Raw genomic sequence first — 26,418 nt, 5'->3', positions numbered from 1 at the left:
CCCGCTCGCTCAGCCGGTGTAGCCGGCGAAGATCTTGGAGAACTGGTACGGCGACTGCGGCACGTTGGTGCACCGGTAGAGCGCGCCGGTGCAGGCGTTGGCGTCCCGGCCGACCTCCCAGAAGGACAGCATGCCCAGGTGCACCGACTTGGCGAAGGTGACCACCTTGGTGGCGTCGGCGGGGTAGAAGATCTCGTTCTGCGAGTCGTTCACGCCCAGCATCGGGGTGAGGCCGACCTTCTTCCACGCCGTCGCGTCGTCCAGCCCGTACAGCGACTTGAGCTGGGCCTGGGTCGCCTTGGCCGCCGCGACCGCCCGGTCGCCCTGGTTGGCCGCGCCCATGTAGTAGTCCATCGCCATGATGTTGACCAGGTCGAGGGTGACGCCCGCGGTCTTGGCCGCCTTGACCACGTTGAGGCCGTTGGCGTCCAGGCCGGTCGGCAGCACCGGCAGGGTCAGCGAGATCTTGATGCCGGGGTTGGCCGCCTGCACCTGGGCCAGCGCCTGGGAGCGGCGGGTGATCGAGGTCGGGTCGGCCACGGCCGCGCCCTCGATGTCGAAGTCGACGTACTTCAGGCCATAGGCCTTGATCACGGCGTTGTACTCGGCGGCCAGCGTGCTGACGCTGGTGCAGGCCTGGGCCAGTTCGATGCCGCTGGCCCCGCCGAAGGACACCTTGACGTCGCCGCCGGCGGCCCGGATCTTGGCGATTTCGCTGCTCTGCCAGGCGGCGCGCGGGTCGTAGGCGTTGAACCAGCTGGCCTTGCAGCCGGCCGAGGTGACGAAGCCGAGCGTGAAGCCCTTGAGGCTGCCGGCCGAGGCCAGGGTGGACAGCACCGGGGTCGGCCACTCGCCCATGTCGACGTAGGGGGCGACCGGGATGGGTGAGCCGGCGGCCTGCGGCGAGGCCACGGCCTGTGGTGCGGATGCGGCCGTGGCGGCGACTGGCGCAGTGAATGCGGCCATGAGTGCGATCGCGGCGACGGTCAGGGAGCGCAGGCGCATGACGGACCTCCAGAAGCGGGCAGGGACCACGCGGCGGTCGGTGAAGCGTTCCCAATTGGTATAGACCAGATTGGGTCGACGCCGCCAGACGGCGGTTCGGCGCAATGCTGGTTGCGCCACCCGGCCCAGAAAAACCATCTGAACCGATCCCGATCGTCTACCTTCTTGACGGTTTCGACTGGTCTAGTCCACTGTGGGGACCAACCAAGTGGACGCCGCACCGAAGTGACCTGACTCACCCTGCGGAGGACGTCGATGAAGCTGACCCGACGCGGCCTGGCGGCCCTGCTCACCGCCGGCCTCGTGGGCACTGGGGCCCTGACCGCCACGGTCGCCGACGCGGCGCCGGCCGCGGTGAACCCGGTGACCGCATCGCCGTACATCTACCTGGGAGCCGGCTGGCAGCCGAACCCCGCCTCGACGATGTCCGCGACCGGCCTGAAGGCCTTCACCATCGCTTTTGTGCTGTCCAACGGCGGCTGCACGCCGGTGTTCGACGGCGGCGCGTCGGCCGCGTCGAACACGATCAACGCCATCCGCAACGCCGGCGGCGACGTGATCGTCTCCTTCGGCGGCTGGGGCGGCAACAAGCTCGGTGAGCACTGCTCGAGCGTGTCGGCGCTGGCCGCGGCCTACCAGAAGGTGATCACGCAGTACTCGTTGAAGGCCATCGACATCGACATCGAGGCCACCGAGATGAGCACACCGTCGGTGCAGGACCGGGTGCTCGGCGCGCTCAAGACCGTCAAGCAGAACAACCCCGGTCTCAAGGTCGTGGTGACCATGGGCACCACCACCTCCGGCCCGGACGGCGACGGCCAGCGGCTGATCAAGCAGGGCAAGGCCCTTGGCGCGAACGTGGACGTCTGGTCGATCATGCCGTTCGACTTCAGCAGCGGCGGCGACATGTGGGCGCACACCAAGTCCGCCGCCGAGGGACTCAAGACCCAGCTCAAGTCGGCCTTCGGCTGGACCGACGCGCAGGCCTACGCGCACATGGGCATCTCGTCGATGAACGGCAAGACCGACAACGCGGGCGAGACGGTGACGCTGGCCAACTTCAACAGCATCCTGTCCTACGCCCAGACCAACCACCTGGCCCGGCTGACCTACTGGTCGGCCAACCGGGACCGGGCGTGCGGCTCCGGCGGCGACGGCGACACCTGCTCGGGTGTCTCCCAGAGCGCCAACGACTTCAGCAAGGTGATCGGCAAGTTCACCGGCTGACCACGAGTTGCGGGGCCCCCGTCGAGCTGGCGGCGGATCGACGGTGGCCCCGCATCCCCCTTGTTCGGTGGGAAAAAGTCCGGGCAGTGCGAGAATCCGCCCATGACACTGCACGTTCACGAGTACGGGCCTGCCGACGGCAGGCCCCTCGTGCTGTTGCACGGGCTGTCCGGGCACGGCGGCCGGTGGCGGCTGCTGGCCGAGCGTGAACTGGCCGATTTCCATGTGATAGCACCGGATCTGCGCGGTCACGGGGATTCCACCCGGCTGCCTCCGTGGCATCTCGAACAGCACGCCGCCGACGTCATCGACCTGCTCGACGTCCTCGGGCTCGACCGGACGCCGCTGATCGGGCACTCCTACGGCGGGGCGATCGCCCTGCACGTGACCGCGCGGGCGCCCGAACGCGTGACGCGGCTGGCCTTGCTGGACCCCGCGGCCGGGCTTTCCCCGGTGACAGCCGAGGAAATCGCCCTCGATGAGCTGACGCCGGACACCTGGCCCGACCTCGACGCCGCGCGGGCCGCCTTCGCCGAGATGTGGTCGTCGGCCGAAGGCGCCGATCTCGAGGTGCCGGCCAACTTCGTGCAACTGGCCGACGGCCGCTGGCGTCGGCGCTACTCCACCGCGATGGCCGTGACCGCGTGGAGCGAGATGGCCCGCCGCCCCCTGTTGCCGCCGCGAGGCACGCGACTGCTCCTCCTCCCGGCAGCCAAGGCGGACTTCGTGTCACCGGAACTGGTCGCCTCACTGCGGGCCCGACTCGGCGCCGACCTCACCGTGCACGAACTCGACTGCGGCCACGCCGTCTACATCGAGCGGCCGGCCGAGGTCGGTGCGCTGCTGCGCGAGTTCCTCTGCGAGGCTTGACCGATGGATGCCGAGATCCTCGACCCGGTGATCGTCGAGCAGGTGCGGACCGTGATCGCCCGCATCCCCGCCGGGCGGGTCGCCACCTACGGCGACGTCGCCGACATCGCCCGGGCCCCGTCCGCCCGGATGGTCGGCCGGGTGTTGCAGAACGGGCACGACCTCCCGTGGCAGCGTGTGTTGCGGGCCAACGGAACCTGCGCCCCGCACCTGGCCGACGAGCAGCTCAGCCTGCTCGAAGCCGAGGGCGTGCCGTCCGTGGACGGCAAGGTCGATCTGCGGAAATATCGTTGGGAGGAGGCCGTGCCCGAGCCGCCGGAGGAGCCGCAGCTGGGGCTGTTCTAGGGGGGACACCATGCAGTTCAGCGGAACGCCGTCCTGGCAGGTCAGCTGGGGCGACGGCAACTTCGTCCGGGTCGCGCTGTACTTGCGGGACGCCTTGGCGCTGCCGGCCGCGCCGGAGATCCCGCCGCTTGTCCCTTCGGTCGCGGTGACCGACGTGGTGGACCGGACGGCCGTCGCCGCGGAATGGCCCGGGTGGTGGGCTGACGTGCTGGACTTCGCCAGCGGCAACAACATTGGCGATCCGCGCCGGTCACTGCCGGTGCTGCCCCACTCGCCGGCACTCGTCGCCCGGCCGGCGCTGCGGGCCGCGCTGGATGCGCTGGGGCCGCAGGCCGCACAGCATCCCCGGCCCCGCCGGACGCCCGGCGCCGCGCCCAGCCGGCGGATCGGCGAGTTCGTCACGGCTCGGGAGGCCGAACTGGGCCGCAAGGCCCGGCCGTTTCGCCTCGCTGTCACCGAATTGTCGGTCGACGGGCTGCTCTGGCATCGGGCGGCCGTCCATCATGTGCTGGTCTCCACCCGATTCGCCTCGGACGAAGCGCTGTGCGCCGGCGCGCTGCGGGAGATCATCGCCGAGCTGGCGTGACCGGACGAGGGACGCCGCTCGCCGCTCGGGCGGCGCTCCCAGGTTCGCGTGGTTGGATTGAAAACGGGGGCTGCTCAGCACGCCTTATGCCACATGCGCTTCCCATATGGCGTCTGATGCCACATAGGAAGCGCATGTGACGTCTCAGCGCAAGTAGGAAGCGCATGTGGCGTCCGGGCGCAAATGGGAAGCGCATGTGGCATAACGCCTGAGGGCGTCAGAGGTCGGTGTCGGCGGCGGAGCGGTGGGCGAGGTGCTGGGGCTGGACGGTGGCCAGGCGGCCGGCCTGGAAGTCGTCCATGGCCTGGTAGATCTCTTCCTTGGTGTTCATGACGAACGGGCCGTAGCGGGCGACGGGCTCGCGGATGGGGCGGCCGCCGAGGATCAGCACGTCCATGGCGTTGGCGGCGGCGGAGGGCTGGGTGTCGGCGGCGCGAATGGTGAGCGCTTCGCCGTAGCCGAAGTCCGCCAGTTGGCCCTCGGCGATGGGGCGGGCCTCGGCGCCGACGGTGCCGCGGCCGGACAGGACGTAGGCCATGGCGTTGAAGTTGGTGGGCCAGCGCAGGTCGAGCTGAGCGCCGGCGGCGACGGTGGCGTGCAGGTAGATGATGGGGGTGTAGGTGTCGCCGGGACCCTGGTGGCCATCGAGGTCGCCGGCGATGATCCGGACGAGCGCGCCGCCGTCGGGGCTGGTGACGAGGGCGGCGTCGCGGGCGGCGATGTCCTGGTAGCGGGGCGGGGTCCACTTGGCGGCTCGGGGCAGGTTGACCCACAGCTGCACGCCGTGGAACAGCCCGCCCTTCGCGATCATCTCCTGGGACGGCAGCTCGCTGTGCAGGACGCCGGCCCCGGCGGTCATCCACTGGGTGCCGCCGTCGGTGATGACGCCGCCGCCACCGGTGGAGTCCTGGTGCTCGAAGACGCCGTCGATCATGTAGGTGACGGTCTCGAAGCCCCGGTGCGGATGCCACGGCGCGCCCTTGGCCTCGCCGGGCCCGTACTCCACCGCGCCCATGTGGTCCAGGAGCAGGAACGGGTCGGCCAGGGCCATGTCGGCGCTGGGGAACGGCCGCCGGACCTGGAAGCCCTCGCCCTCCAGGAACTTGCCGGCGGTGATCACCTTCAGCACGGGCCGCCACTCGATGGCGGCGGCGGGCAGCTCGGGCAGCCGGGGCAGGGTGAGTGTGTCGGCGGTGACGGCGGGCATGGCGGGCCTCCTCGACGGGATTGTGCCTACTGTCCCACCAATATGGTTGAGAGGTCAACTATTCCGGCGGCCAGGGCGCGGTGGACGACCAGGTCGACCAGCCGGGGATGCGCGCCAATGGGCTCGGACACCAGGTCAGCGCCCATATCGGCGAGGCGCTGATGGAAGAGGCCGGGGGCCAGCAGCCAGGAGGCGATGGCCACGGGACGGTCGCGACCCGAAGCGACGCCGTCGACCACGCAGTGATCGGCATCAGGCGTCCGAGCAGCGGCGACGGCCTCCGGCACCGAGGGACTCGCCGAAGTGATGAAACCGACCTGCACCGACGACCGGGTCGGCACCGACAGCCGGCGGGCGGCGCGGTGCACGTCGGCGACCGCCCGGGCGTCGGAGGAGCCAGCGGCGGCCAGCACGATGCCGTGCCCATGCTCCCAGCCGGCGCCGACAAGCCTGTCGTACACGGCGTCGAGCACCAGATCGGAGGGCCCGAGGGCCGGGGTGACGACCACGGAGGAGCAGCCGGACAGCAAGATCTGCTCCGGCACGTCGACCCGAACGTGGTAGCCGGCGGCCAAGAACGCCGGAACCACCACGGCGGGGCCGTCGACCGAGCGCAGCACCTCGGTCAGGGACGGCGATCGGACGTCGACGTAGGCCACGGCGACCGGGATCCCGGGCAGCCGCCGCCGGACGGCGGCGGCGATCTCCTCGACGACAACAGCGCCGGCCGGGTCACGGGTGCCGTGGGCGGCCAGCACCAGGGTCATCAGGCCTCCAGGGCCAGCCGGTAACCACGCTTGACCACGGTCTGCACCAGCTTGGGCTGCCCGAGGGCGGTGCGCAGCCGGCCGATCGCGGTCTCGACGGCATGTTCCTGCACGGGCGTGGAATCCCGCTGTAGCACGGACATCAGCCGCTGCCGGGACACCACATGCCCGGGCTGCTCGGCCAGCGCGCGCAGCACGGCCATGGGCGCGGGGGCGATGAGTCGCAGGTCGCCGTCGACGATCACGGCCTGCCCCCGCAACTGGACCTCGGTGCTGGCGAACTGGATCCGCTGCGCCCGGGCCGGCAGCTCCACGGCCAGCGCCCGGGCCAGGGACCCGATGCGAGCTCGTTCGGGGATGACGCAGGGCACGCCGTAGGGCTGGAACGGCCCGGCGCAGATGGTGCCGACACAGGCGACGAGAATGTCCCCGCGCAGCGCGGAAACCACAGCCTCCCGCCGGCCGGTCGCCTTGGCCCGGGCCAGGGTGCTGGCCACGGCCGGCGCGCTGGTGAACACCAGGGCGTCGACCTGACGTCCGACGATGGCGTCGAGCAGGCGGTCCAGCGGATTGGTGTCGGCCGGCGCGGTCCAGCGGTAGACCGACAGCTCGATGACGTCGGCCCCGGCCGCCTTCAACGCGTTGACGAAGTCCGGCAACGGCTCGCCGTGCAGCTGCACCGCCACGCGCTTGCCGTCCACCCCCTGCGCCAGCAGGTATTCCAGCAGCTCGGCGTTGCTTTCCGACTCGGGCGCCCACTTCTCGGTCAGCCCGGCCGCCCGCACCGCGCCCCGGACCTTGGGCCCACGGGCGAGCACCTCGGCGTCGCCGAGGTGCTTGATCAGGTCGTCGCCCAGGCCCCACCCGTCGGCGGCCTCGATCCAGCCCCGGAAGCCGATGGCCGTGGTGACCACGACGATGTCCACCGGACGGGCCATCAGCTGCTCGGTGCTGGCCCGCAGCTGGGCGTCGTCCAGCAGCGGCACGATCCGGATCGCCGGCGCGTGCTGCACGGCCGCGCCCCGCCGCACCAGCAGCGCGGCGAGTTCGTCGGCCCGCCGCGCGGCGGTGACGCCCACGGTGTAGCCGGCGAGCGGGTCGACTTCAGTCACGGTGAGCCCACCCTGACATACCCGTCCCAGACCTCGACCGGATACGTCGCGACGGCGACCCCGGCGTCGTCCACGCAGCGGCCGGTGGCCAGCTCGAAGGCCTGCTTGTAGACGGGCGAGACGACGACCGGCACCCCTCCCCGGTCGCCGACGATGCCCCGGGAGAGCACGGCGGCGCAGCTGAACGGGTCATGGTTGGACAATACGTGTAGTCCGCCATCAGTGCGGAACACCGCGACCTGCTCGCCGGTGGGCAGCAGCGCGGCGACTCCTCGGCCGGGCAGCAGGTCCGTGTAGCGGCACACGGTGGTCCAGGTGCGTTCCTGTACGGCGGTCATCGGGCCATCACCTCCGGAATTCCCAGCTGAACGGGGACACGCTGGCCGCGCTCCTCGCGGAAGGAGATCGTCGGATCGGGCACGCCGGGCGCGTTCACGAACGAGCTGAAGCGCGCCAGCTTCACCGGGTCCTCCAGCACGCCGCGCCACTCGTCGGCGTAGTCGCGCACATGCGCGTGCATCGCGGCCTCCAGGTCGGCGGCGATGCCCAGGCTGTCGTGCACGATCACATCGCGCAGGTGGTCGAGGCCGCCCTCCATGGCCTCGATCCACACCGAGGTGCGCTGCAACCGGTCCGCGGTGCGGACGTAGAACATCAGGAACCGGTCGATGGTTCTGATCAAGGTCTCCGTGTCCACATCGGACACCAGCAGGTCGGCGTGCCGGGGCGTGAAGCCGCCGTTGCCGCCCACGTACAGGTTCCAGCCCTGTTCGGTGGCGATCACGCCGAAGTCCTTGCCGCGGGCCTCGGCGCATTCGCGGGCGCAGCCGGAGACGCCGGCCTTGAGCTTGTGCGGCGAGCGCAGGCCCCGGTAGCGCAGCTCCAGCTCGATGGCCAGGCCGACGGAGTCCTGCACGCCGTAGCGGCACCACGTGCTGCCGACGCAGGACTTGACCGTGCGCAGGGCCTTTCCGTACGCGTGGCCGGACTCGAAGCCGGCGTCGACCAGCCGGCGCCAGATCAGCGGCAGCTGGTCCACGGTCGCGCCGAACAGGTCGATGCGCTGCCCGCCGGTGATCTTGGTGTAGAGCCCGAAGTCCTGCGCCACCTCGGCGATCACCATCAGCTTCTGCGGGGTGATCTCGCCGCCGGGGATGCGCGGCACCACCGAGTACGTGCCGTTGCGCTGGAGGTTGGCCAGGAAGTGGTCGTTGGTGTCCTGCAACGTCGCCTGCTCGCCCTCCAGCACGTGCCCGCTGTTGAGGGAGGCCAGGATCGAGGCCACCGACGGCTTGCACAGGTCGCAGCCGGACCCGCGGCCGTACTCGGCGATCAGGACGCTGAAGGTGCGGATGCCGGTGGCCCGGATGATCTCGAACAGCTCGGCCCGGGACTGGGAGAAGTGCTCGCACAGCGCCTTGGACTGCTCGACGCCGCAACTGGTCAGCAGCTGCTTGAGCGTCGGCACGCAGGAGCCGCAGCCGGTGCCGGCCTTGGTGCACGTCTTGAGCGACGGCACGTCGGCGCAGCCGGTCCCGATCGCCGCGACGATGGCCGCCTTGGTGACGCCGTGGCAGGAGCAGACCTGGGCGTCGTCGGGCAGCGCGGTGTTGGTGGCGGCGGCCGGGGCGATCAGCGATCCGGGATCGGCCGGCAGCGGGCGGCCGACGAAGGCCCGCAGCGTCGCGTACGCGCCGGCGTCGCCGACCAGCACGCCGCCGAGCAGCGTCTTGGCGTCGTCGGAGACCACGATCTTCTTGTACGAGCCGGAAACCGGATCGTTGTGCACGACTTCGAGGGCGCCCGGCGAGACCGCGTGGGCGTCGCCGAAGCTGGCCACGTCGACGCCGAGGAGCTTGAGCTTGGTGGAGGTGTCCGCGCCGGGGAAGCGCTTGTCACCGCCCAGAAGCCGGTCGGCCACCACCTCGGCCATCGCGTAGCCGGGGGCGACCAGGCCGTACACGCGGCCGCCGATGCAGGCGCATTCGCCGATGGCGTAGATGGATTCATCGGACGTGCGGCAACCGTCGTCGACGACGATGCCGCCGCGCTCCCCGACCTCCAGCCCGAACGTGCGGGCGAGATCGTCGCGCGGCCGCACGCCGGCGGAGAAAACCACGATGTCGGCCGGAAGTTCGTTGCCGTCGGAGAGCACCACCCGGTCGTCCTCGACGCCGGCCACCGACACTCCACAGTGGACGTCAAGGCCGAGCCGGAGGATCTCCCGACGCAGCAGGGCGCCGCCGCCCTCGTCCACCTGCAACGGCATCAGCCGCGGCGCCAGCTCGACCACCTGCGGCCGAACCCCCATGAGCCGTAAGGCATTCGCCGCTTCCAGGCCGAGCAGGCCGCCGCCGATCACGACGCCGTTCACGCCGCCGTGGGCCCGGATCGCGTCCAGGTCCTCGATGGTCCGGTAGACGAAGCACTGCGCCCGGTCGTGGCCGGGCACCGGCGGCACGAACGGATACGAGCCGGTGGCCAGCACCAGCGCGTCGTAGTCCTGCGCGAACCCCTGCTCGGTGACGACTTTCCGGGCCGCGCGGTCGATCTCGACCACCTTGTCGCCCAGCCGGGTCTCCACGTTCACCGGCGGCAGGCTCAGCTTGTCGGCGTCCCAGCCGTCCACGTACGAGGACAAGGCCACCCGGTCGTAGGCCGGACGCGGTTCCTCGGCCAGCACGACGACCCGCCAGTCGCCGCCGCGCTCGGTCAGCGTGCGCACCAGGTGGTGGCCCACCATCCCGTTGCCGATCACGACCAGTGTCCGAGTCATACGGCCAATGCTGGGCAGAATCCGTGACCCCGCCGGGTCACCCGCGTTGCCTACGGGTTACGTGGTGCTCCCACCGCAGGTCAGAACCTGGTGCGCGTCAGACGATGTCGAGAATCTGGGTGGTGGCCCGCTCCAGGCCGCGCAGCGACTGGGACGTCGAGCGCGGATGCAGCGCGTGCACGGCCAGCCGGAACAGCAGCGCCCGCACCAGCGCCTGCGGCCACTCGGCCAGGTGCGCCCAGCGCTTGAGGATGCCCTGATCGGCCCCGCCCCAGGCCAGCGCGTCCACCACGACCACCGCCGCCGCCCACTCCGGCGGCCGCCAGAACGGCGCGAAGTCGATCAGCGCCGGCGGCGCCGTGTCGGCGAACAGCACGTTGCCGAACAGATCCCCGTGCACCACCTGGGACCTCAGCCCGATCGGCACCCGGGACGGGCTGACCAGCTCGAACAGCCGGCCGCCCTTGTTCTGGTCCAGCTCCACCAGCTCCTCGCCCCAGGCGGCGCGGTCGGCGGTGGCGAACACGTCCTTGCGGGCGTCCAGGAAACGCGGCCGCGGCAGCGTGTCGGTGGCCCCGTGCAGGCGGACCGACACGGCGACCACCTCGTCGTGCTTGGGCTCGGCCCGGCCGGACAGGTAACGGGTGGCGGACCAGCCGCCGACGACCCAGCGGCCGTCCGTCGAGCGCAGCGGGCGGCCCAGCCGCAGGTTGTCCACGGTCAGCCCGTCCAGCGTCTGCGCCACCCAGGCCGCCTCGGCCGGGTTGGGAGCCGGCCGGATCGCCGCCTCGCCGCAGCGCCAGATCGGTCCGCCGTCGATCAGCTCCGGCTCCACGCCCCTCGCGCCGAAGGCCGCGCACACGTGCGGCGGCGGAGGTTGCAGGGAGGTCGTCACAGTCGGCGACGCTACCTTGTGCGCCGGCCGTTTTGGGGGACCGCCACAGGTGTCCTGACGTTTGGAAGGGGGCCTTCCTCCACTCCGAGTGGAGGAAGGCCCCCTTCCAAGCAACTACTGTCAGTAAGTGGGCAGGCTGGGGTCGACCTCGCGGGCCCAGGCCAGGACACCGCCGCCGACGTGCACGGCATCCTTGAAACCGGCCTGGTGCAGGGCGGACAGCGCCTCCGCGGACCGCGCGCCGGACTTGCAGTGCAGCACCAGCGGCTTGTCCTGCGGCAGCTCGGCGAACGCCTCGCCGGACAGGATCCGGTCCTTGGGGATCAGCACGGAGCCCGGGATCTTGACGATCTCGTACTCGTGCGGCTCCCGCACGTCGACCAGCAGGAAGTCCTCACCCGCGTCGATCTTCTGCTTGAGCTCGAGCGGGGTGATGGTGTGGCCGGCCGCGGCCGACCGGGCGTCGTCGGACGCGACCCCGCAGAACGCCTCGTAGTCGATCAGCTCGGTGATCGGCTTGGCCTCCGGATCCTTGCGGATCTTGATGGTCCGGTAGGTCATCTCCAGCGCGTCGTACACCATCAGCCGACCCAGCAGCGTCTCGCCGATGCCGGTGATGAGCTTGATCGCCTCGGTCACCATGATCGAGCCGATGGACGCGCACAGCACGCCCAGCACGCCGCCCTCGGCACACGAGGGCACCATGCCCGGCGGCGGCGCCTCGGGGTAGAGATCCCGGTAGTTGAGACCCTGACCGTTGGGCGCGTCGTCCCAGAACACGCTGGCCTGGCCCTCGAACCGGAAGATCGAGCCCCACACGTACGGCTTGCCCAGTAGCACGGCGGCGTCGTTGACCAGGTACCGGGTGGCGAAGTTGTCGGTGCCGTCCAGGATCAGGTCGTAGTCCCGGAACACGTCCAGCACGTTGTCCGCCTCCAGGCGGAGCTGGTGCAGGTTCACCTTGACGAACGGGTTGATCTCGGCGATCGAGTCGCGGGCCGACTCGGCCTTGGGCCGCCCGACGTCGGACTGTCCGTGGATCACCTGCCGCTGCAGGTTGGACTCGTCGACGACGTCGAACTCCACGATGCCGAGCGTGCCGACCCCGGCGGCGGCCAGGTACAGCAGCGCCGGGCTGCCGAGGCCGCCCGCGCCGACCACCAGCACCTTGGCGTTCTTCAGCCGCTTCTGCCCGTCCACCCCGACATCCGGGATGATCAGGTGGCGGCTGTAGCGCTCGACCTCTTGCTTGGTCAGCTCCGCGGCTGGCTCAACGAGCGGCGGAAGCGGCATCTGCTCCTCCTCGACGCAGGGGGAATTCATCCTGCCCCCACTTCAACGTCCAGCCTGCCCCACCGTCTTCCCGGTGGGAAAGTCGTCTCACTGGTTGGACTGGCTCACTGCGTTGACTGGCCACCGGGCGCGCCCTGCGGGTTGGGCCAGGCGTTGGGCCGGCAGACCTTGCCGTCCTTGGTCACCGCGGTGCGGTTGTAGGGGTCGGCCTGGTTGAGCTGCCAGACGTAGTCGTCGGACACGCCGAAGGTCTGCTGCATCATCACCGGGGCCAGCCCGCCCTCGGCGCCGCAGCCCACGTGCGGGTTGCCGAAGACGTGGCCGACCTCGTGGTTGATGGCGTACTCGCGGTACAGGCCGATGTCCCCGTTAAACGCCAGCGCGCCCCGGATCCAGCGGGCCAGGTTGATCACGACCCGCTTGTAGTTCGGGTTCCAGCAGGAGGCCTCGTACTGGATCTGGTAGCCGCACATGTCCGGCCGGTGGTCGGTGTTGGGCGTGGTCAGGCTGACGACGAAGTCCGGGTTCTTGAACTCCGGGCCGACGCGCTGCAACGAGATCGAGCCGCCGCCGATCCAGCTGCGCGGATCGGACAGGATGTTCTCCACGGTCTTGGCGAACGCGTCGTCGCCGCCGTAGGAGGAGCCGTCGATGCCGTCCTCGACCGCGACCGCGTAGTGGTACAGCTTCGGCCCGTTGCCGACCTTCGAGCCGCTGCCCGGCACCAGGTGCCAGGTGCCGGCGCCGGCCTGCGGGAAGTCGTCGCCCTGCGGCAGCACCGCGGTGCCGGTCTTCGGGTCCACCGGCACGGCCGAGTTCTCGGTGGCCACCGGCGGGCCGGAGGTGGCGACCGGGTTCTGGGCCGTCAGGCCTTCGAGGCCGCCGCCGTTCGCGTCGGGCGCGGGCGCGCGGGAGACGTTGAACACGACCAGCGCCGTCACCACGACCAGCACCGGCAGCGCGTACACGCGCCAGCCGTACGTCGCGGCGAAGCCCTTCACGCCCTTGCGGGGCTTGCCGCGGCCGGGCTCGGCCTTCTCGTCCTTGCCCTCGGGACGCCACGAGGCGGCCAGCGGCTGGGCCGCGGTGCGGCGGCCGCCGCTGCGGTAGCGCTCCTCCGAGGGACGACGCGTCACGGCCGGACGGATCGGCGAGACCTTGCTCGGCGTGGGTTTAGCGGGGCTGCCCTCGCCGCGGCCTTCCTCAGTCGTCCGGGTCACGGACTCAGAGTGCCACATCCGTGACGCGCCGCCACGCAGGCGGGCCTCACCACCGGCCCCGGTCCACGGCCTCCCACATGCCCAGCACGGCCCGGGCCACGGTGACCGGGCGCTCGATCTGGGCGCAGTGCCCGACACGGGGCAGGACCAGCAGCCGGCCGCGTTGTAGCAGCTGAGCGGTGCGCGGGGCCTTGCGCACGCTGACCAGGCGGTCCTGCGTGCCCCACACCACCAGGGAGGGGGCCTCGACCTTGGGCACCACCCGCCACACCGACTTGCGGGCCGGGGCCAACCAAGATCGAATCAACCCGATCGTGGTGGCCGCGAGGGCCGACCGGTAGTACGGCAGGCCGTTGCGCTCGATCGTCTCGCGCACGCCCTGGTCCACGCGGTGCTCCGGGACCAGCGATGGCTGGGCGAAGCACAGCCGCAGGATCTGCAGCGACTGCTCGCGGGGCGTCATCGCGGCCAGCCGGCGGCGCACCCGGCCGCCGATGACCGGCAGGAAGGCCAGCGGCATCATCGGGTTGGCGCAGCGCCTCGGGTCGGGCCGCAGGTCCGGCATCGCCGGGGAGATCAGCGTGAGCGAGCGCACCAGGTCCGGCCGCTGGGCCGCGACCGCCAGCGAGACCACTCCGCCGAGGGAGTTGCCGAACAGGTGTACCGGCTCGTTCAGTCCGGACAGGAAGCGCACCACCGTGTCGGTGTGCGCCGCCATGCTGAAGTCATAGCCGTCCGGCGGCGGCGTGCGGCCGAATCCCGGCAGGTCGAGGGCGAGGCCGCCGACCCGGGCCGACAACTGGCCGGCGAAGTCCGTCCAGTTGGTGGACGAGCCGCCCAGGCCGTGCACGAAGACCGCCTTCGGTGCGGCCGGCGTCGGCCCCGGCGTGCGGCGGACGTGCAGCGTCACGCCGCCCGAGGTCATCAGCTCCCCCGGCCAGGGCGGGATCGTCAGGTCCAGCGGGGGCAGCGCCGCTCTGGAGAGCGGCACGCTGGTCAGCGACTCCGTCCGTGGGCGCGCGGGCAGGGGCAGCGGGATGCCGGCTCCGAATGGCGCGGCCGCGGACACGGTCGTCATAGCCCCCATGATGCCTGCCGTTCACCTTGGCAGCGAAGTCCCGACACCTTCCGTACATGTCTGGACCTAGGGAAGTCACCACAGGCCGCTACCGGCGAGTAAGGTTTGTTGACCCGGCCGATCTGACTCGATCAGGGTGGGCGACGCTGGCGGGAGGCGAGATGACGGAGACGGCACAACAGGGCATCGGGCGGGGTGTGCGGCTGCCCAGGTCGGCACGACGCGCCCAGCTGCTGGCCGCCGCGCAGGACGTGTTCGTGGCCAACGGCTACCACGCCGCCGCCATGGACGAGATCGCCGAGCGGGCCGGTGTCAGCAAGCCTGTGCTGTACCAGCACTTCCCCGGCAAGCTCGAGCTCTACCTCGCGCTGCTGGAAAGCCATGTCGACGCCCTGGTCGCCTCCGTCCGCCAGGCCATGGAGTCCACCACCGACAACAAGCAGCGCGTGGTGGCCGCCGTCGGCGCCTTCTACGACTTCGTCGACAACGAGGGTCAGGCCTACCGCATGGTCTTCGAGTCCGACCTGCGCGGCGAGCCCGCCGTCCAGCAGGCCATCGAGCGCGCCACCTCCGCCAGCGTGGACGCCATCACCGAGACCATCACCGCCGACGCCGCCCTCGACGTCGACCGCGCCCGCCTGCTCGCCGTCGGCCTCACCGGCCTCAGCCAGGTCACCGCCCGCTTCTGGCTCGACACCGACCGCCGCGTGTCCAAGGAGGACGCCGTCGCCCTCATCTCCACCCTCGCCTGGCGCGGCATCGGCGGCGGCTTCCCGCTCCAGCACTGACCGTGAGCAGGTCGAAGACCGTCGTCGTCGGCGAACGCGGCTTCTGGGCCTTGGACGACGCGTTCGACGTGTGGTTCGCCTACCTGGTCGAGCAGATCGACCTGGAGGCGGGTGACGACCCGTGGCTGGCGTCCTTGGCCGAGCCCTGGCGGGTCGCCGCAGCGGTGAACGACTACGGCGCCGATGCCGGCCAGCCCACACCCGAGCAGGCGCGACGCCTGCTGGCGATAGCTGCCACCGCTCGGCAGCGGGCTGTCGACACCGGCGACATCCCGGTGGAACGCCTGCGTGAGTGGCTCATCCTCGACGACCTAGCCGTGTCGCAGGGCTTCTCCCGTACCGGCGATCGGGTCGAGGTGGCCCGCGTGCTGGAGGTCGCCGACGGATTCATGGCGCTGCTCGACGGCTCCCTGCCGCCCGACCCCGCCACCGGCGCCTGGTTCCTGGGCACCGGGCACCCGTGGTCGGTGATGAAGATGCATCCCGAGGCGCTGGTCCTACCGCGCTTCCCCCGCGACCGTTTGTGACGGACACGAACGGTCCGGCCCATCCCCGCACCAGACCTCGGAACCGTTGGGCGCTGGCCACAACGGCGACGTCCGTCGAGACACTGCGAAGTCACCGACAGCCAGCCAATCCCAAGGCTCGCCCAGCATCGAGACCAGCCCCCGCCCAGTCCCAAGGGGGGCTGGCCCAGGCCTCCAGGATACCGGGCCGGCGGCGGGGAAGATCTTGGAAACGGCTGGCTGTGGATAACTCAATGGCCTGTGGATAGCCGAGAACGGGCAGGTCAGACCAGGGATACGGCGTGCCAGATCCTGCGGCTGGGGCCGCCGATGAGGTTGTTCTCGGTGAGGAAGGCGGTGAGCTTGGAAGCGGCCCAGCGGAGGGTGTCGCGGTAGTGGGGGTTGGCCCACGCGACGCGGCGGGCCTCGTAGGGATCGAGGCCTACGGCACGGTAGACGCGAGGGTGGATGAGGGCCCGGGTGACGATGAAGGCGGTGCGGGCGAGCATGGCCCGGTGGTAGGCGAGGCCGGGACGGGACAGCGAAGGGGTGTCGCGGAGGACCTCTTCACGGGCGTAGCGGACATGGCGGGCCTCCTCGATGACATGGATGCGGTTGACCATGCGGACGAGGGGCTGCACCGAGGGATCGGCCATGGACTCGCGTTGCAGGGCGTCGGTGATCTCCTCGGCGACGAGGATGCCGGCGAACATGGAGGGACCGAAGGCGATGGAGCCGAAGATCCGGCCCAGGCGTTGGGCGGTGCGGCCGGGACCGTAGGCGGGGCAGCCGACCTTTTCGATGAGACGGGCGAACATCACGGAATGGCGGCACTCGTCGGCGACCTCGGTGAGGGCGTACTGGGTGTGCCGGGCCAGCGGATCGGCGTTGTAGGAGTGCCGCACGAGCAGCTCCATGAGGATGACCTCGAACCAGATGCCGACGCTGGCGATGCTGGCCAGCTCGTGCTTGGTGAGCTCGATGCGCTGCTGCTCGGAAAGGCCGTCCCACAGGGGAGTTCCGTAGAGCGAGCAGCGGTGGGCGGGCAGGAAGTACTTGTCGGGCAGCAGATCGGCGGCCCAGTCGATGTCGACGTCGGGGTCGTAGGAGTTGCGGGCCGAGGAGTTGAGCAGCCGCTCGGCGGTCCGCTCGCGGTCGGCGATCACGTGAGTCCTCCGATCCGGGCGGTGACTTCCAGCCCGCGTTCGAACGGCAGCATGTGGCCGGCGCCGGGATAGATCACCAGTTCGGCGCAGGGCAGCTCGGCGGCGATCCGGCGCGAGTGCCCGGCGGGGGTGAGCCGGTCGGCGCCGCCGGCCAGCACAACCGTGGGGATGTCCCGGAAAACGGACAGGGCGGCCGCACGGGAGTGGTCCCGGAGCGAGGTCCGGAAGCCGACCATCGAGGCCGGATGGACCCGGGCGACCTGCTCGGCCGCGGCGGCGACGTCGGCCCGGCGCGGCCGGGGACCGAACAGCAGCCAGCGCAGACCGGGCTCGGCCAGCCGGGGCTTGGCCAGCAGGGACCGGTGTTCCAGCTTGGCCAGCCGGGCGTTCACGACGCGTTCGCCGCGCATGACGGCCCGGGCCAACGGACCGGGCAGGCCCAGGGTCAGGGCGTCCAGACCGCCGGAAGAGGTGGCCACGAAGGCGGCCCCGGTGACACGGGACGCGATCAGGTCCGGGTTTCGTTCGGCCAGCGCCATCATGGTCATGCCGCCGATGGAGTGCCCGGCCAGCACGATGCGACCGGTCGGCACGCGGTCCACGATCAGCTCGGCCAGATCGTCGGCGAGCTGGTCGATGGTGGCGGTGCCGACGGGCGCGGGCGCCGAGCCGCCGTGCCCACGGTGGTCGAAGCGCAGCACCCGGACGGTCCGCGACAGCGACGAGGCGACCCGGTCCCACGAGGTGTGGTCGAGGGTCCAGGCGTGCACCAGGACGAGGGTGGTGGCGGCGTCGGCCGGCCCCTCGTCGACCACGTGCAGCGCGGTGCCGTCGGAGGTGACGAACCGGCTGCGCGCGGCCACGTCCCAGGGCGTCACCGAACGAGGAAGGACTTGCGCCACAACGACATCCCCGGGTTGCCGACGAGACCCACCTCGTCGAGGAAGCTCATGATCCGCTCACCGGCCCAGTGGATGGTGTCGCGGTAGTGCGGGTTGTGCAGCGCCGCCTGCTCGCCGACCTTGGGGTCGATGCCGACGGCGGCGTACACCCGCGGGTTGATGATGCTGCGGCAGATGAAAAAGCCCACCAGGGCGATCAGCTGCCGCTGGTACGCCAGCTCGGCGCGACCCATGGTCTCCATGCCCCGCACGACTTCCTCACGGGCGAACCGCACGTGCCGGGCCTCCTCCAGCACGTGGATCCGGTTGACCATGCGCACCAGCGGCTGCACCGAGTCGTCCTGCATGGCCTCGCGCTGCATCCGGTCCAGCACCTCCTCGGCGACGAGGATGGAGCCGTACATGGCCGGCCCGTAGCCGATGGTCGGCAGCAGTTTGCCCAGCTGGTGCACGTAGCGCTTGGGCCCGTACGCCGGGCAGCCGACGCGCTCCACCATGCGGGCGAACATCGTCGAGTGCCGGCACTCGTCAGCGACCTCGGTGAGGGCGTACTGTGCGTGCCGCGTCGTGGGATCGGTGTTGTAGACGGCCTTGACCAGCATCTGCATCAGCAGGACCTCGAACCACAGCCCGACGCTGGCCACACTGGCCACCTCGTGCTTGGTCAGCTCGATGCGCTGCTGTTCGGACAGGCCGTCCCACAGCGCGGTGCCGTAGAGGGAACTGCGGTGGGCCGGGATGTAGTACTTGTCCTCGGCCAGCGGCGCCGCCCAGTCGATGTCCACCTCGGGGTCGTAGAACTTGTCGGCCGAGGAGTTGAGCAGCCGTTCGGCGGTCTTCTCCCGGTCGGCGACCTTCAACGATCGAGCCATCGCTCCTCCGCCCAGACCAGTTCGATTAGTGTTACCGGAAGTAACGGTAACTCTGGTAGCGTGGGTCACATGGGTCGAGCTGTCAAGAGGTCTCCGGATGGCGGGGACGCACGCCGAGAGCGGTGGCGGGCGCATCGTGAGGCCAGACGCGAGGAGTTCGTGGACGCCACGATCCGGGCGCTGACCAAGCACGGCCCCGAGGTCGGCATGGACGAGATCGCGGCCGAGGCCGGCGTGACCAAGCCGGTGCTCTACCGGCACTTCGCCGACAAGTCCGACCTGTACCTCGCGGTCGGCCAGCGGGGCACGGACCTGCTGATGAACCGGCTCAAGCCGGCCCTGGTCGACGAGGGCACGCCGTACGAGCGGATCTACCGCGCGGTCGACTCCTACCTGGCCACCATCGAGGAGTTTCCCGAGCTCTACCACTTCGTGGTGCGGCGCTCGTTCACCGACAAGCCGGTCGAGACCGACATCGCCACCGAGGACAAGCGGATCATCGCCAACACCCTCGCGCGGCTGCTCGGCGACTACCTGCGGGCCTTCGACATGGACTCCGGCGGCGCGGAGCCCTGGGCCCACGCGGCCGTCGGCATGGTGCAGAGCGCCGGCGACTGGTGGCTGGAGCGCCAGTCGATGACCCGGCAGAGCCTGAGCGACTACCTCACCAAGATCATCTGGTTCGCGGTGGACGGCCTGCTGCGCTCGGGCGGCATCGTGGTCGACCCGCAGATGCCGCTGAGCCTGGAGCCGACCCCGCCGCTGCGCCTGGTGCAGCACGACTCACCGCAGGGAGACAAGGGCGATGACCGACGAGCACGGGGATGAGGGCTACACCGGCGATGCGGTGCTCGTCGACGGTGAGCAGCAGGTCAAGGTGCGCGCGGTGCTGCGCGGCTACTTCCAGCCGATCGACGGCCGCTACCACTGGTACGGCCGGCTCGACGCCGATCCGGCGGTGACCGACCTGGTCGAGGGCGGCCGCAAGGAGCTGCTGCTGCGCACCCCGGAGGGCGAGGCCACGGCCACGCTGTCCGACCCCGACCCGTGGCAGCGCTACCGGGTCACCGGCACGTCCCGGCCGCCGTTCGCGGTGGACGCGGTGCCGGCCAACGACTGATCCCGGGCGACCGGTCTCGGACAGGGCAACGGCCCGGCCGGCGACCGCCGACCGGGCCGTTCGCGGTCGTCTCAGGCGAAGCCGACCTTGCGCGAGTCGGACGCGCCGATCTCGACGTACGAGATCCGCGACGCGGGCACGACGAAGCGGCGGCCCTTGTCGTCGACCAGAGTCAGCACCGACTGCTTGCCGTCCAACGCGTCGGCGACGAGCGCCTCGACCGCGTCCGGCGACAGGTCGCTGTTGACGAGGAGCTCCCGGGGGCTCTCCACGACGCCGATCTTGATCTCCACGCTGACCTCCGGATCCGTGCAACTCTCGATGTCAAGGCTAGTAGAGCCGGTCACAACCCTGCCCCACCGACCCATCAGCCGGTGGCGAACACCCCCGCTGTCCCGCTGAGCGTCAGGGCGAAGTGACGAATCCGTTTCACACGTTCGCTGTGACGCTGGGCGGGACTCGCGGGGGTTCAGCCGAGGCCCAGGGCGGACATGCGCTTGGTGTGGGACTGCTGCAGGCGCTTGAACAGGGCGCCGATGCCGGCCAGGTCGCCGGAGCCGCGGATGATCAGCTCGGCCAGCGCGTCCCGCTCGGCGGCGACGTGCTGGGCCTGGGTCAGGGCCTCGCCGAGCAGCCGGCGGCCCCACAGGGTGAGCCGGTCGCGCACCTTGCGGTCGGCCTCGCAGGCGGCCTTGACCTCACGCTCGGCGAACGCCGAGTGCCCGGTGTCGGCCAGCACCTCCAGCACCAGCTTCTGGGTGGGCTCGTCCAGCCAGCCGGCCACCTCCCGGTAGAAGTCGGCGGCCAGCCCGTCGCCGACGTAGGCCTTGACCAGTGATTCGTGCCACGACCGGGGCGCGGTGGACGCGTTGAACGCGTCGAAGGCGGCCGAGAACGGCGCCATCGCGTCGGCGATGGCCACGCCGTGCTCCCCCAGGTACCGTTCCAGCAGCTGGTAGTGGCCGATCTCGGCGGCGGCCATGCTCGCCAGCGCCGCCCGCCCGGCCAGGGTCGGCGCGCTGCGGGCGTCCTCGGCCAGTCGATCGAACGCCGACAGCTCGCCGTATGCCAACACCCCCAACAGATCCGCGACGCCCTCAGCCAAAACCTCGTCCGCCTCGCTCATATCCGCAGAGCCTAGCCGCCGCGGGACGAGCCAAAACGACGTCCGGGCAGGTAGACTCCCGCCCTGACGCCTGGTAATGGCGGCGGCGCGACCTGGGATGATCGGTTCCACGAGTCCCACCGCCGACCGGGCTGACCGAGCACGGCGGTGACTAGCGCCGCCATGTGGACAGGGTGCGCGCACGACAACCTCGTCGGCCCTCCCGCGACCCGCCGGGCGAGACACAACGCCCGGGGCGTGGTCGAGCGGCCCAGCCAGGCCGGTGCGCGCTGGTACGAGAGAGGCGATCACTCTGACCGTCAGCAACAACACCCGGCTCGATCCGGTGACGCTGGAGCACAGCGAGGCCGGTCTGCCCGAGGTCGACACGTCCCATCCGCTGACCGCCGGCGCGCCCGTGCGCACGGACTCCCCCACGTTCGCCGAGCTCGGCGTGCGCGAGGAGATCGTGCGGGCACTGGCCGAGGCCGGCATCGAACGCACGTTCGCGATCCAGGAGCTCACGCTGCCGATCGCGCTGGCCGGTGACGACGTCATCGGACAGGCGCGCACCGGCACCGGCAAGACCCTGGGCTTCGGCGTGCCGCTGCTACAGCGTGTGGTCACGCCGGGCGACGGCGTGCCGCAGGCCCTGGTCGTGGTGCCCACCCGCGAGCTGTGCCTGCAGGTCACGCACGACATCACCGACGCCGGCAAGCACCTGGGCGTGCGGGTCGAGGCCATCTACGGCGGCCGTCCGTACGAGCCGCAGATCGCCTCCCTGCGCAAGGGCGTCGACGTGGTCGTCGGCACGCCGGGCCGGCTGCTGGACCTGGCCGAGCAGCGCCACCTGGTGCTGGGCAAGGTCCGCAACCTGGTGCTCGACGAGGCCGACGAGATGCTCGACCTGGGCTTCCTGCCCGACATCGAGCGCATCCTGCGCATGGTGCCCGAGCAGCGCCAGACCATGCTGTTCTCGGCGACGATGCCCGGCCCGATCATCAAGCTGGCCCGCACCTTCCTCACGCAGCCCACGCACATCCGGGCCGAGGAGAATGACGCCGGCGCCGTGCATGAGCGCACCAAGCAGTTCGTCTACCGGGCGCACTCGCTGGACAAGGGCGAGCTGCTGGCCCGCGCGCTGCAGGCCCGCGAGCGCGGCCTGACGATGATCTTCACCAAGACCAAGCGCACCGCCCAGAAGATCTCCGACGAGCTGGCCGAGCGCGGTTTCGCCGCCGCCGCCGTGCACGGCGACCTGGGCCAGGGCGCGCGCGAGCAGGCGCTGCGGGCGTTCCGCTCGGGCAAGGTGGACGTGCTGGTCGCCACCGACGTGGCCGCTCGCGGCATCGACGTCGAAGGTGTGACGCACGTCATCAACTACCAGTGCCCCGAGGACGAGAAGACCTACGTGCACCGGATCGGCCGCACCGGTCGGGCCGGCCGCGAGGGCGTGGCCATCACCCTGGTCGACTGGGACGAGGAGCCGCGCTGGAAGAGCATCTCCGACGCGCTGGGCCTGGGCATCCCGGAGCCGGTGGAGACCTACTCCACCTCCGAGCACCTGTTCACCGACCTGGACGTGCCGACCGACGTGACCGGCCGGCTGCCGCTGAGCCAGCGCACCCGGGCCGGGCTGTCGGCCGAGGTCGAGGAGGACCTGTCGGGCGGCAAGAAGTCCCGTGGCCGCAGCCGTAGCCGTAGCGGCGGCCGCGGCGGCGCGTCCCGCCCGGCCGGCCAGGGCCAGGCCGCCGCCGACGGCGAGGAGACCGCCGAGACCAAGCCGCGCCGCAAGCGCAACCGGACCCGCAGCCGCGGCGGCGTGGTGCAGGGCGAGGCCGCCGCGCCGGCCGACGAGGCGCAGGCCAGCGCCGAGGACGCGCCCAAGTCGGACCGGCCACGCCGGGTCCGTCGCCGTCGCCGCTCGGGCGCCGACGTGGCCGCGGGCGAGCAGGCCAACACGGGCGACACGGAGCGTTCGGCAGACTAGGGCCCGTGGACAGCCCCGAGGAGAGCGCCCCTGTGGCCGCCGCGGTCGAGGAAGACGTGCTCGACGAGTCCGCCGAGCACGTCCCGCCGCCGGCGCCCGCGGGCCCGCGCACGCGGTTCCGGCGCAAGCGCGACTACGCCGCGGTCGTGCTGATCGTGCTGGTCGTCGCCGGGGGCGCCACCGTGTGGTGGCGCAACTCCGACGCCGCCGCCACGGTGTCGCAGACCGGCTCGACCAACGTCACCGTGCCGCCCAAGCCGACGGCGGTGCCGGCCGAGTTCAAGCAGCTGTGGCAGGCGCCGAGCGGGGCCACGCCCGAGCCGGTGGTGGTCGGCCCGACCGCGGTCACCGGCGACAAGCACACCGTGTCCGGGCGTGACCCGGTGACCGGCGCGGTGCGGTGGAGCTACGACCGCACCAACCTCGACCTGTGCACGGTGTCGGCGGCCTGGGGCAAGGCGCTGGCCGTCTACCACAAGACGCACAACTGCAGCGAGGTCACCGCGCTGGACGCGGTGACCGGCAAGCGCGGCGCGCAGCGCAACGGCGACGCCGAGATGAACACCCAGCTCATCGGCGACCCCACGTTCGTCTCCACCAGCGGGACCAAGCTGATCGACACGTGGCGTTCCGACCTGGTGCAGACCCAGCAGTACGGCACCGTGACCGCGCAGGTCAACCACGACAAGCAGCCCCGGCTGAACTGCGTCTACAGCTCGGAGCTGGCCGGCCCCAACCTGCTGGGCGTGCTGGAGCGCTGCCCCGACGAGCAGTACAACCGGTTCACCGTGCTGCGCCCGGGCGGCACCGACGGCGACGCCGAGAAGCCGAACGTGCTGTTCAGCGTGCAGGTGCCGGGCGACGGCGGTCGCATCGTAGCGCTGACCGACCAGCGGGAGGCGGTGGCGCTGCCCAACCCGAGCCGGCTGGTGATCTGGAACAACACCGGGTCCCAGGTGGAGACCGTGCCGCTGACCGGCGTCGACCTGTCGGCCACGCCCAGCTCGCTGGTCGAGCCGGTCGTGCCGGTCACCTGCGTGCAGCAGCCGCAGCCGGCCACCGACTGCGAGCCCAACAGCTGGACCACCACCAACAGCATCGGGGCCCGCGTCGTCACCTGGTTCACCGGCACCAAGACGGTGGCGCTGTCCGGGTCCACGCTGGAGCCGATGTGGACGTTGGACGGCACCTTCGGCCCGGGCACGGTGTACGCGGACAAGCTGCTGGTGCCGGTGCCGGGCGGCCTGGCGGTGATGGACCCCGCCACCGGGGTGCGCGGCCCGGACGTGAAGGTGGACCGCAAGGGCTACCAGGGCCAGGTGCGGCTGGCCACGCTCGGCAACGTGCTGTTCGAGCAGCGTGGCGACACGCTCGTGGCGATGCGCTGATCCGGTACTACACGCTGCATCCACGGTGCGGCAGACTCCCAGTCATGACCGCCGCGCCACCGTCCCAGCTGACCTCCAACCGCGCCGGCCGAGTGGACCTGCCCGGCCGCTACGGTCCGATCGCCGCGCTGCGGGCCCCCGCCGCCGGCACGGACCTGGGCGCGACGGCGCTGCTGGTGCCGGGCTACACCGGCTCCAAGGAGGACTTCGCGCCGCTGGTCGACCCGATCTCCGACGCCGGCATCGAGGTGCTGGCCGTCGACCTGCCCGGCCAGTACGAGTCGCCAGGGCCGGACCAGGAGGCGGCCTACCGGCCGGCGGCGCTGGGCACGGTGCTGGCCGACCTGGTGGCCAAGATCGCCGCCGACGGCCGTCGGGTGCTGCTGCTGGGCCACTCCTACGGCGGGCTGGTGGTGCGGGCCGCCGTGCTGGCCCACGCCCCCGTCACCGGCCTCACGCTGATGGACTCGGGGCCCGCGGAGCTGCCGCCGGGCGACCGCCGCAGCGCGCTGGACACCGGCGAGGCCATCCTGCGGGAGCACGGCGTGGAGGCCGCGCACCAGGTGCTGGAGTCTCGGGCGGCCGAGGATCCGGGCTGGGCCGAGGTGCCGGTCGACCTGAAGGAGTTCAAGCGCACGCGGTTCGTGCGCTCCACCGCCGCCGGGCTGCTCGGCATGGCCGACGGCCTGCGCTACGAGCCGGACCTGGTGACCAAGCTGGCCGCCGCGCTGCGCACCGCCGGCGCCTCCGCGCTGGTCATCTGCGGCGAGCAGGACGACGCCTGGTCGGTGGCCTCGCAGCGGGACATGGCCGACCGCCTCGACGCCGACTTCGCCGTGGTCACCGGGGCCAAGCACTCCCCCAACACCGAGAACCCCGACGGCCTGCTCGGCACCGTCCTCCCCACCTGGCGCGCCTGGCTCTCCGACGCCCCCTAACCCCCAACTCGCCCCGCAACAACGCTTGGAAGGGGGCTTTCCTCCACTCCGAGTGAAGGAAAGCCCCCTTCCAAGCACAAAATCGGGGGTGGGGGTCAGGACCACCAGAGGAGCCAGAAGGTGGCGGCGGCGGTGAGGAGGACGGCGAGGGACGCCAACGCCGACACGACGCCGGTGCGGCGGTCGGCGACGCGTTGCAGCAGCACGGCGATGGCCGCGGCGAGCAGGTGAGCGCCGACGGCCGGCCAGCCGAGGCCGGGATATCCCTGTAGCTGGAAGAAGATCTGTGACGCCAGCACCACCAGCAGCAGGATCGCCACGCACGCGGCGACCGCCCCGCTCGCGCCGCGCAGCACGCTGCGGCGGGGCTTCGTCTTCCGCTCGGGCTCGGTCATCGTCTCGGTCACGTCACCTCCTACGGCGCCAGCATCGACCACGGCTCAAGGTCTTCGGCGACCTGTCCGCCCTCCGGGCAGCTGCGCCGGAAGTCGCACCACGAGCATTGCCGCCCGGGGGCCGGCGGAAACAGGATGTCGGCATCGCCGCCGGCGGCCAAGGTGTCGCCGGCGACGGTGAGCTCGTCGGCGCTCTCCTCGGCGCGGGCCAGGTGCCGGGCGAGCGATTCCTCGGTGTGCTCCCATGCTGCCACCGACCGTGTCGGCAGGTGGTGAAGCTCGACCCGGTGGCACTGCTTGCGCAGCGTCCGGCGGGCCGCGATCGCATACAGGGCAAGGGCTTGTGAGCCGCGGGCGTCGTCGGTGGTGAGCGCGTGGCGGCCGGTCTTGTAGTCGACGATGACCAGTTCGCCTTCCCTGACGTCAATCCGGTCGACGCGGCCCTCGGCGATGATTCGCCCCGCGGGCGCGGAAACCCAGCGCTCCAGGCCGATCGGATCCCCGCTGACGTCGGTGTCCTCGACGTAGTGCGACACCCATTCCCTTGCGCGGTCACGGTATTCGGCCTGCTGGTCGACGTCGCGGAAGCCGTCGCCCTTCCAGCTGCGGGTGACCATGGCCGCGGCCTGCTCTGGGGTGCGGCGCTCGACCGGCAAGTCGAAGAAGGCTCGCAGGGCGTTGTGCACCACCGCGCCCAGCGTGTTGTGGGCCCACGCGCCGGCCCGCGGCGGGGTGGGCCGGTCCAGGTAGGCCATGCGGTAGCGGCGTCGGCAGTCCGTCCAGGTGGCGAGCTTGGCGGGCGTGACGCGCACCAGTTTGGGCGGCATGCTCTCGAACAGTCCGAGCTGATCTGGCACCGACCCACCG

General features: G+C 71.3%; 28 protein-coding genes. 11 read left to right on the top strand and 17 right to left on the bottom strand.

The features are described 5' to 3' along the window. Positions 1-9: 9 nt before the first annotated feature. Complete coding sequence (locus ACIG5F_RS33655) at positions 10-1,005, bottom strand: chitinase (protein ID WP_396523964.1); 996 nt, start codon at positions 1,003-1,005, stop codon at positions 10-12. A 255-nt stretch (positions 1,006-1,260) separates the two neighbouring features. Here ACIG5F_RS33655 and ACIG5F_RS33650 point away from each other — a divergent pair, with 255 nt between their 5' ends. From ACIG5F_RS33650 to ACIG5F_RS33635, 4 genes are all read left to right on the top strand, one after another. Next, positions 1,261-2,232 carry a chitinase gene (locus ACIG5F_RS33650; protein WP_396523963.1) on the top strand — a complete coding sequence of 324 codons (972 nt, stop codon included), beginning with the start codon at positions 1,261-1,263 and terminating at the stop codon, positions 2,230-2,232. A 102-nt stretch (positions 2,233-2,334) separates the two neighbouring features. Then, entirely contained in the window at positions 2,335-3,102 is a 768-nt protein-coding gene (locus tag ACIG5F_RS33645; protein ID WP_396523962.1) for an alpha/beta fold hydrolase, read from the top strand. Positions 3,103-3,105: 3 nt separating this feature from the next. Continuing rightward, complete coding sequence (locus tag ACIG5F_RS33640) at positions 3,106-3,447, top strand: MGMT family protein (protein ID WP_396523961.1); 342 nt, start codon at positions 3,106-3,108, stop codon at positions 3,445-3,447. Between the two features lie 10 nt (positions 3,448-3,457). Continuing rightward, complete coding sequence (locus ACIG5F_RS33635) at positions 3,458-4,033, top strand: hypothetical protein (protein ID WP_396523960.1); 576 nt, start codon at positions 3,458-3,460, stop codon at positions 4,031-4,033. 217 nt (positions 4,034-4,250) lie between these two features. Here the strand turns inward: ACIG5F_RS33635 and ACIG5F_RS33630 are convergent, their stop codons facing one another. From ACIG5F_RS33630 to ACIG5F_RS33590, 9 genes are all read right to left on the bottom strand, one after another. Beyond that, positions 4,251-5,240, bottom strand: coding sequence for a pirin family protein (locus ACIG5F_RS33630; RefSeq protein WP_396523959.1), 990 nt, complete (start codon positions 5,238-5,240; stop codon positions 4,251-4,253). A 26-nt stretch (positions 5,241-5,266) separates the two neighbouring features. Next, positions 5,267-6,007: a sirohydrochlorin chelatase gene (locus tag ACIG5F_RS33625; protein ID WP_396523958.1), complete on the bottom strand. Its 741-nt coding sequence runs from the start codon at positions 6,005-6,007 to the stop codon at positions 5,267-5,269. Further along, the gene (locus ACIG5F_RS33620) at positions 6,007-7,119 is read right to left on the bottom strand and encodes a uroporphyrinogen-III synthase (protein ID WP_396523957.1); all 1,113 of its coding nucleotides are present in this window, start codon (positions 7,117-7,119) and stop codon (positions 6,007-6,009) included. Before ACIG5F_RS33620 ends, ACIG5F_RS33625 begins: the two co-directional genes overlap by 1 nt. Then, positions 7,116-7,457, bottom strand: a complete 342-nt coding sequence (gene nirD, locus ACIG5F_RS33615; protein WP_396523956.1) for a nitrite reductase small subunit NirD — start codon at positions 7,455-7,457, stop codon at positions 7,116-7,118. The genes ACIG5F_RS33620 and nirD overlap by 4 nt, the downstream gene beginning before the upstream one ends. Then, positions 7,454-9,895: a nitrite reductase large subunit NirB gene (gene nirB, locus ACIG5F_RS33610; protein ID WP_396523955.1), complete on the bottom strand. Its 2,442-nt coding sequence runs from the start codon at positions 9,893-9,895 to the stop codon at positions 7,454-7,456. The genes nirD and nirB overlap by 4 nt, the downstream gene beginning before the upstream one ends. A 97-nt stretch (positions 9,896-9,992) precedes the next feature. Next, positions 9,993-10,790, bottom strand: a complete 798-nt coding sequence (locus tag ACIG5F_RS33605) for a TIGR02569 family protein (RefSeq protein WP_396523954.1) — start codon at positions 10,788-10,790, stop codon at positions 9,993-9,995. Positions 10,791-10,910: 120 nt separating this feature from the next. Beyond that, the gene (gene moeZ, locus ACIG5F_RS33600) at positions 10,911-12,083 is read right to left on the bottom strand and encodes an adenylyltransferase/sulfurtransferase MoeZ (RefSeq protein WP_396523953.1); all 1,173 of its coding nucleotides are present in this window, start codon (positions 12,081-12,083) and stop codon (positions 10,911-10,913) included. A 104-nt stretch (positions 12,084-12,187) separates the two neighbouring features. Next, positions 12,188-13,303, bottom strand: coding sequence for a DUF3152 domain-containing protein (locus tag ACIG5F_RS33595; RefSeq protein WP_396523952.1), 1,116 nt, complete (start codon positions 13,301-13,303; stop codon positions 12,188-12,190). A gap of 46 nt (positions 13,304-13,349) precedes the next feature. Continuing rightward, entirely contained in the window at positions 13,350-14,381 is a 1,032-nt protein-coding gene (locus tag ACIG5F_RS33590) for an alpha/beta fold hydrolase (protein WP_396523951.1), read from the bottom strand. 161 nt (positions 14,382-14,542) lie between these two features. Here ACIG5F_RS33590 and ACIG5F_RS33585 point away from each other — a divergent pair, with 161 nt between their 5' ends. Next, on the top strand, positions 14,543-15,169 hold the full coding sequence (locus ACIG5F_RS33585) for a TetR/AcrR family transcriptional regulator (protein WP_396523950.1): 627 nt from the start codon (positions 14,543-14,545) through the stop codon (positions 15,167-15,169). Between the two features lie 2 nt (positions 15,170-15,171). After that, positions 15,172-15,696: a hypothetical protein gene (locus ACIG5F_RS33580; RefSeq protein WP_396523949.1), complete on the top strand. Its 525-nt coding sequence runs from the start codon at positions 15,172-15,174 to the stop codon at positions 15,694-15,696. A 263-nt stretch (positions 15,697-15,959) separates the two neighbouring features. Here ACIG5F_RS33580 and ACIG5F_RS33575 read toward each other — a convergent pair whose 3' ends face one another. From ACIG5F_RS33575 to ACIG5F_RS33565, 3 genes are read right to left on the bottom strand one after another with little or no spacing between them, the layout of a single operon-like run. Beyond that, positions 15,960-16,841: a diiron oxygenase gene (locus tag ACIG5F_RS33575; protein WP_396523948.1), complete on the bottom strand. Its 882-nt coding sequence runs from the start codon at positions 16,839-16,841 to the stop codon at positions 15,960-15,962. After that, positions 16,838-17,719 (bottom strand): alpha/beta fold hydrolase, encoded by an 882-nt coding sequence (locus ACIG5F_RS33570; RefSeq protein WP_396523947.1) that lies wholly within the window; start codon positions 17,717-17,719, stop codon positions 16,838-16,840. Before ACIG5F_RS33570 ends, ACIG5F_RS33575 begins: the two co-directional genes overlap by 4 nt. After that, the gene (locus ACIG5F_RS33565; protein WP_396523946.1) at positions 17,716-18,615 is read right to left on the bottom strand and encodes a diiron oxygenase; all 900 of its coding nucleotides are present in this window, start codon (positions 18,613-18,615) and stop codon (positions 17,716-17,718) included. The genes ACIG5F_RS33570 and ACIG5F_RS33565 overlap by 4 nt, the downstream gene beginning before the upstream one ends. A 159-nt stretch (positions 18,616-18,774) precedes the next feature. On the opposite strand from ACIG5F_RS33565, the gene ACIG5F_RS33560 reads away from it, so the two are divergent. After that, a complete protein-coding gene (locus tag ACIG5F_RS33560; RefSeq protein WP_396523945.1) occupies positions 18,775-19,443 on the top strand; it encodes a TetR/AcrR family transcriptional regulator in 669 nt (222 codons plus the stop codon). Continuing rightward, positions 19,421-19,735 (top strand): DUF4873 domain-containing protein, encoded by a 315-nt coding sequence (locus ACIG5F_RS33555; RefSeq protein ID WP_396523944.1) that lies wholly within the window; start codon positions 19,421-19,423, stop codon positions 19,733-19,735. Before ACIG5F_RS33560 ends, ACIG5F_RS33555 begins: the two co-directional genes overlap by 23 nt. A gap of 71 nt (positions 19,736-19,806) precedes the next feature. Here ACIG5F_RS33555 and ACIG5F_RS33550 read toward each other — a convergent pair whose 3' ends face one another. Together ACIG5F_RS33550 and ACIG5F_RS33545 are read right to left on the bottom strand one after the other, a co-directional pair. Continuing rightward, positions 19,807-20,028, bottom strand: a complete 222-nt coding sequence (locus ACIG5F_RS33550; RefSeq protein WP_396523943.1) for a DUF3107 domain-containing protein — start codon at positions 20,026-20,028, stop codon at positions 19,807-19,809. 176 nt (positions 20,029-20,204) lie between these two features. Beyond that, positions 20,205-20,861 carry a ferritin-like fold-containing protein gene (locus ACIG5F_RS33545; protein WP_396523942.1) on the bottom strand — a complete coding sequence of 219 codons (657 nt, stop codon included), beginning with the start codon at positions 20,859-20,861 and terminating at the stop codon, positions 20,205-20,207. 325 nt (positions 20,862-21,186) lie between these two features. Between ACIG5F_RS33545 and ACIG5F_RS33540 the strand changes: the two genes are divergently transcribed. Genes ACIG5F_RS33540 through ACIG5F_RS33530 form a run of 3 tightly spaced genes read left to right on the top strand, consistent with a single transcriptional unit; the run spans position 21,187 to position 25,156 of the window. Further along, positions 21,187-22,830 carry a DEAD/DEAH box helicase gene (locus ACIG5F_RS33540; protein ID WP_396524024.1) on the top strand — a complete coding sequence of 548 codons (1,644 nt, stop codon included), beginning with the start codon at positions 21,187-21,189 and terminating at the stop codon, positions 22,828-22,830. 5 nt (positions 22,831-22,835) lie between these two features. Further along, on the top strand, positions 22,836-24,218 hold the full coding sequence (locus tag ACIG5F_RS33535; RefSeq protein WP_396523941.1) for a hypothetical protein: 1,383 nt from the start codon (positions 22,836-22,838) through the stop codon (positions 24,216-24,218). Positions 24,219-24,262: 44 nt separating this feature from the next. Further along, positions 24,263-25,156 (top strand): alpha/beta fold hydrolase, encoded by an 894-nt coding sequence (locus tag ACIG5F_RS33530; protein ID WP_396523940.1) that lies wholly within the window; start codon positions 24,263-24,265, stop codon positions 25,154-25,156. A 95-nt stretch (positions 25,157-25,251) separates the two neighbouring features. Here the strand turns inward: ACIG5F_RS33530 and ACIG5F_RS33525 are convergent, their stop codons facing one another. Together ACIG5F_RS33525 and ACIG5F_RS33520 are read right to left on the bottom strand one after the other, a co-directional pair. Beyond that, positions 25,252-25,563, bottom strand: coding sequence for a hypothetical protein (locus ACIG5F_RS33525; protein WP_396523939.1), 312 nt, complete (start codon positions 25,561-25,563; stop codon positions 25,252-25,254). Positions 25,564-25,571: 8 nt separating this feature from the next. Then, positions 25,572-26,408, bottom strand: coding sequence for a RecB family exonuclease (locus ACIG5F_RS33520; RefSeq protein WP_396523938.1), 837 nt, complete (start codon positions 26,406-26,408; stop codon positions 25,572-25,574). Positions 26,409-26,418: the final 10 nt, after the last annotated feature.

Origin of the sequence: Kutzneria sp. NPDC052558 (assembly GCF_044547355.1) — a bacterium.
Classification (GTDB): domain Bacteria; phylum Actinomycetota; class Actinomycetes; order Mycobacteriales; family Pseudonocardiaceae; genus Kutzneria.
This window is presented reverse-complemented; position numbering and strand designations above follow the sequence as displayed.

Bases quoted from the DNA above. Each gene is read 5' to 3' on its own strand.
- ACIG5F_RS33565 (WP_396523946.1), bottom strand. From the start codon at position 18,615: ATGGCTCGATCGTTGAAGGTCGCCGACCGGGAGAAGACCGCCGAACGG.
- ACIG5F_RS33625 (WP_396523958.1), bottom strand. From the start codon at position 6,007: ATGACCCTGGTGCTGGCCGCCCACGGCACCCGTGACCCGGCCGGCGCT.
- ACIG5F_RS33630 (WP_396523959.1), bottom strand. From the start codon at position 5,240: ATGCCCGCCGTCACCGCCGACACACTCACCCTGCCCCGGCTGCCCGAG.
- ACIG5F_RS33585 (WP_396523950.1), top strand. From the start codon at position 14,543: ATGACGGAGACGGCACAACAGGGCATCGGGCGGGGTGTGCGGCTGCCC.
- ACIG5F_RS33545 (WP_396523942.1), bottom strand. From the start codon at position 20,861: ATGAGCGAGGCGGACGAGGTTTTGGCTGAGGGCGTCGCGGATCTGTTG.
- nirD (WP_396523956.1), bottom strand. From the start codon at position 7,457: ATGACCGCCGTACAGGAACGCACCTGGACCACCGTGTGCCGCTACACG.
- ACIG5F_RS33645 (WP_396523962.1), top strand. From the start codon at position 2,335: ATGACACTGCACGTTCACGAGTACGGGCCTGCCGACGGCAGGCCCCTC.
- ACIG5F_RS33530 (WP_396523940.1), top strand. From the start codon at position 24,263: ATGACCGCCGCGCCACCGTCCCAGCTGACCTCCAACCGCGCCGGCCGA.
- ACIG5F_RS33590 (WP_396523951.1), bottom strand. From the start codon at position 14,381: ATGACGACCGTGTCCGCGGCCGCGCCATTCGGAGCCGGCATCCCGCTG.
- ACIG5F_RS33655 (WP_396523964.1), bottom strand. From the start codon at position 1,005: ATGCGCCTGCGCTCCCTGACCGTCGCCGCGATCGCACTCATGGCCGCA.
- ACIG5F_RS33640 (WP_396523961.1), top strand. From the start codon at position 3,106: ATGGATGCCGAGATCCTCGACCCGGTGATCGTCGAGCAGGTGCGGACC.
- ACIG5F_RS33555 (WP_396523944.1), top strand. From the start codon at position 19,421: ATGACCGACGAGCACGGGGATGAGGGCTACACCGGCGATGCGGTGCTC.
- ACIG5F_RS33650 (WP_396523963.1), top strand. From the start codon at position 1,261: ATGAAGCTGACCCGACGCGGCCTGGCGGCCCTGCTCACCGCCGGCCTC.
- ACIG5F_RS33635 (WP_396523960.1), top strand. From the start codon at position 3,458: ATGCAGTTCAGCGGAACGCCGTCCTGGCAGGTCAGCTGGGGCGACGGC.
- nirB (WP_396523955.1), bottom strand. From the start codon at position 9,895: ATGACTCGGACACTGGTCGTGATCGGCAACGGGATGGTGGGCCACCAC.
- moeZ (WP_396523953.1), bottom strand. From the start codon at position 12,083: ATGCCGCTTCCGCCGCTCGTTGAGCCAGCCGCGGAGCTGACCAAGCAA.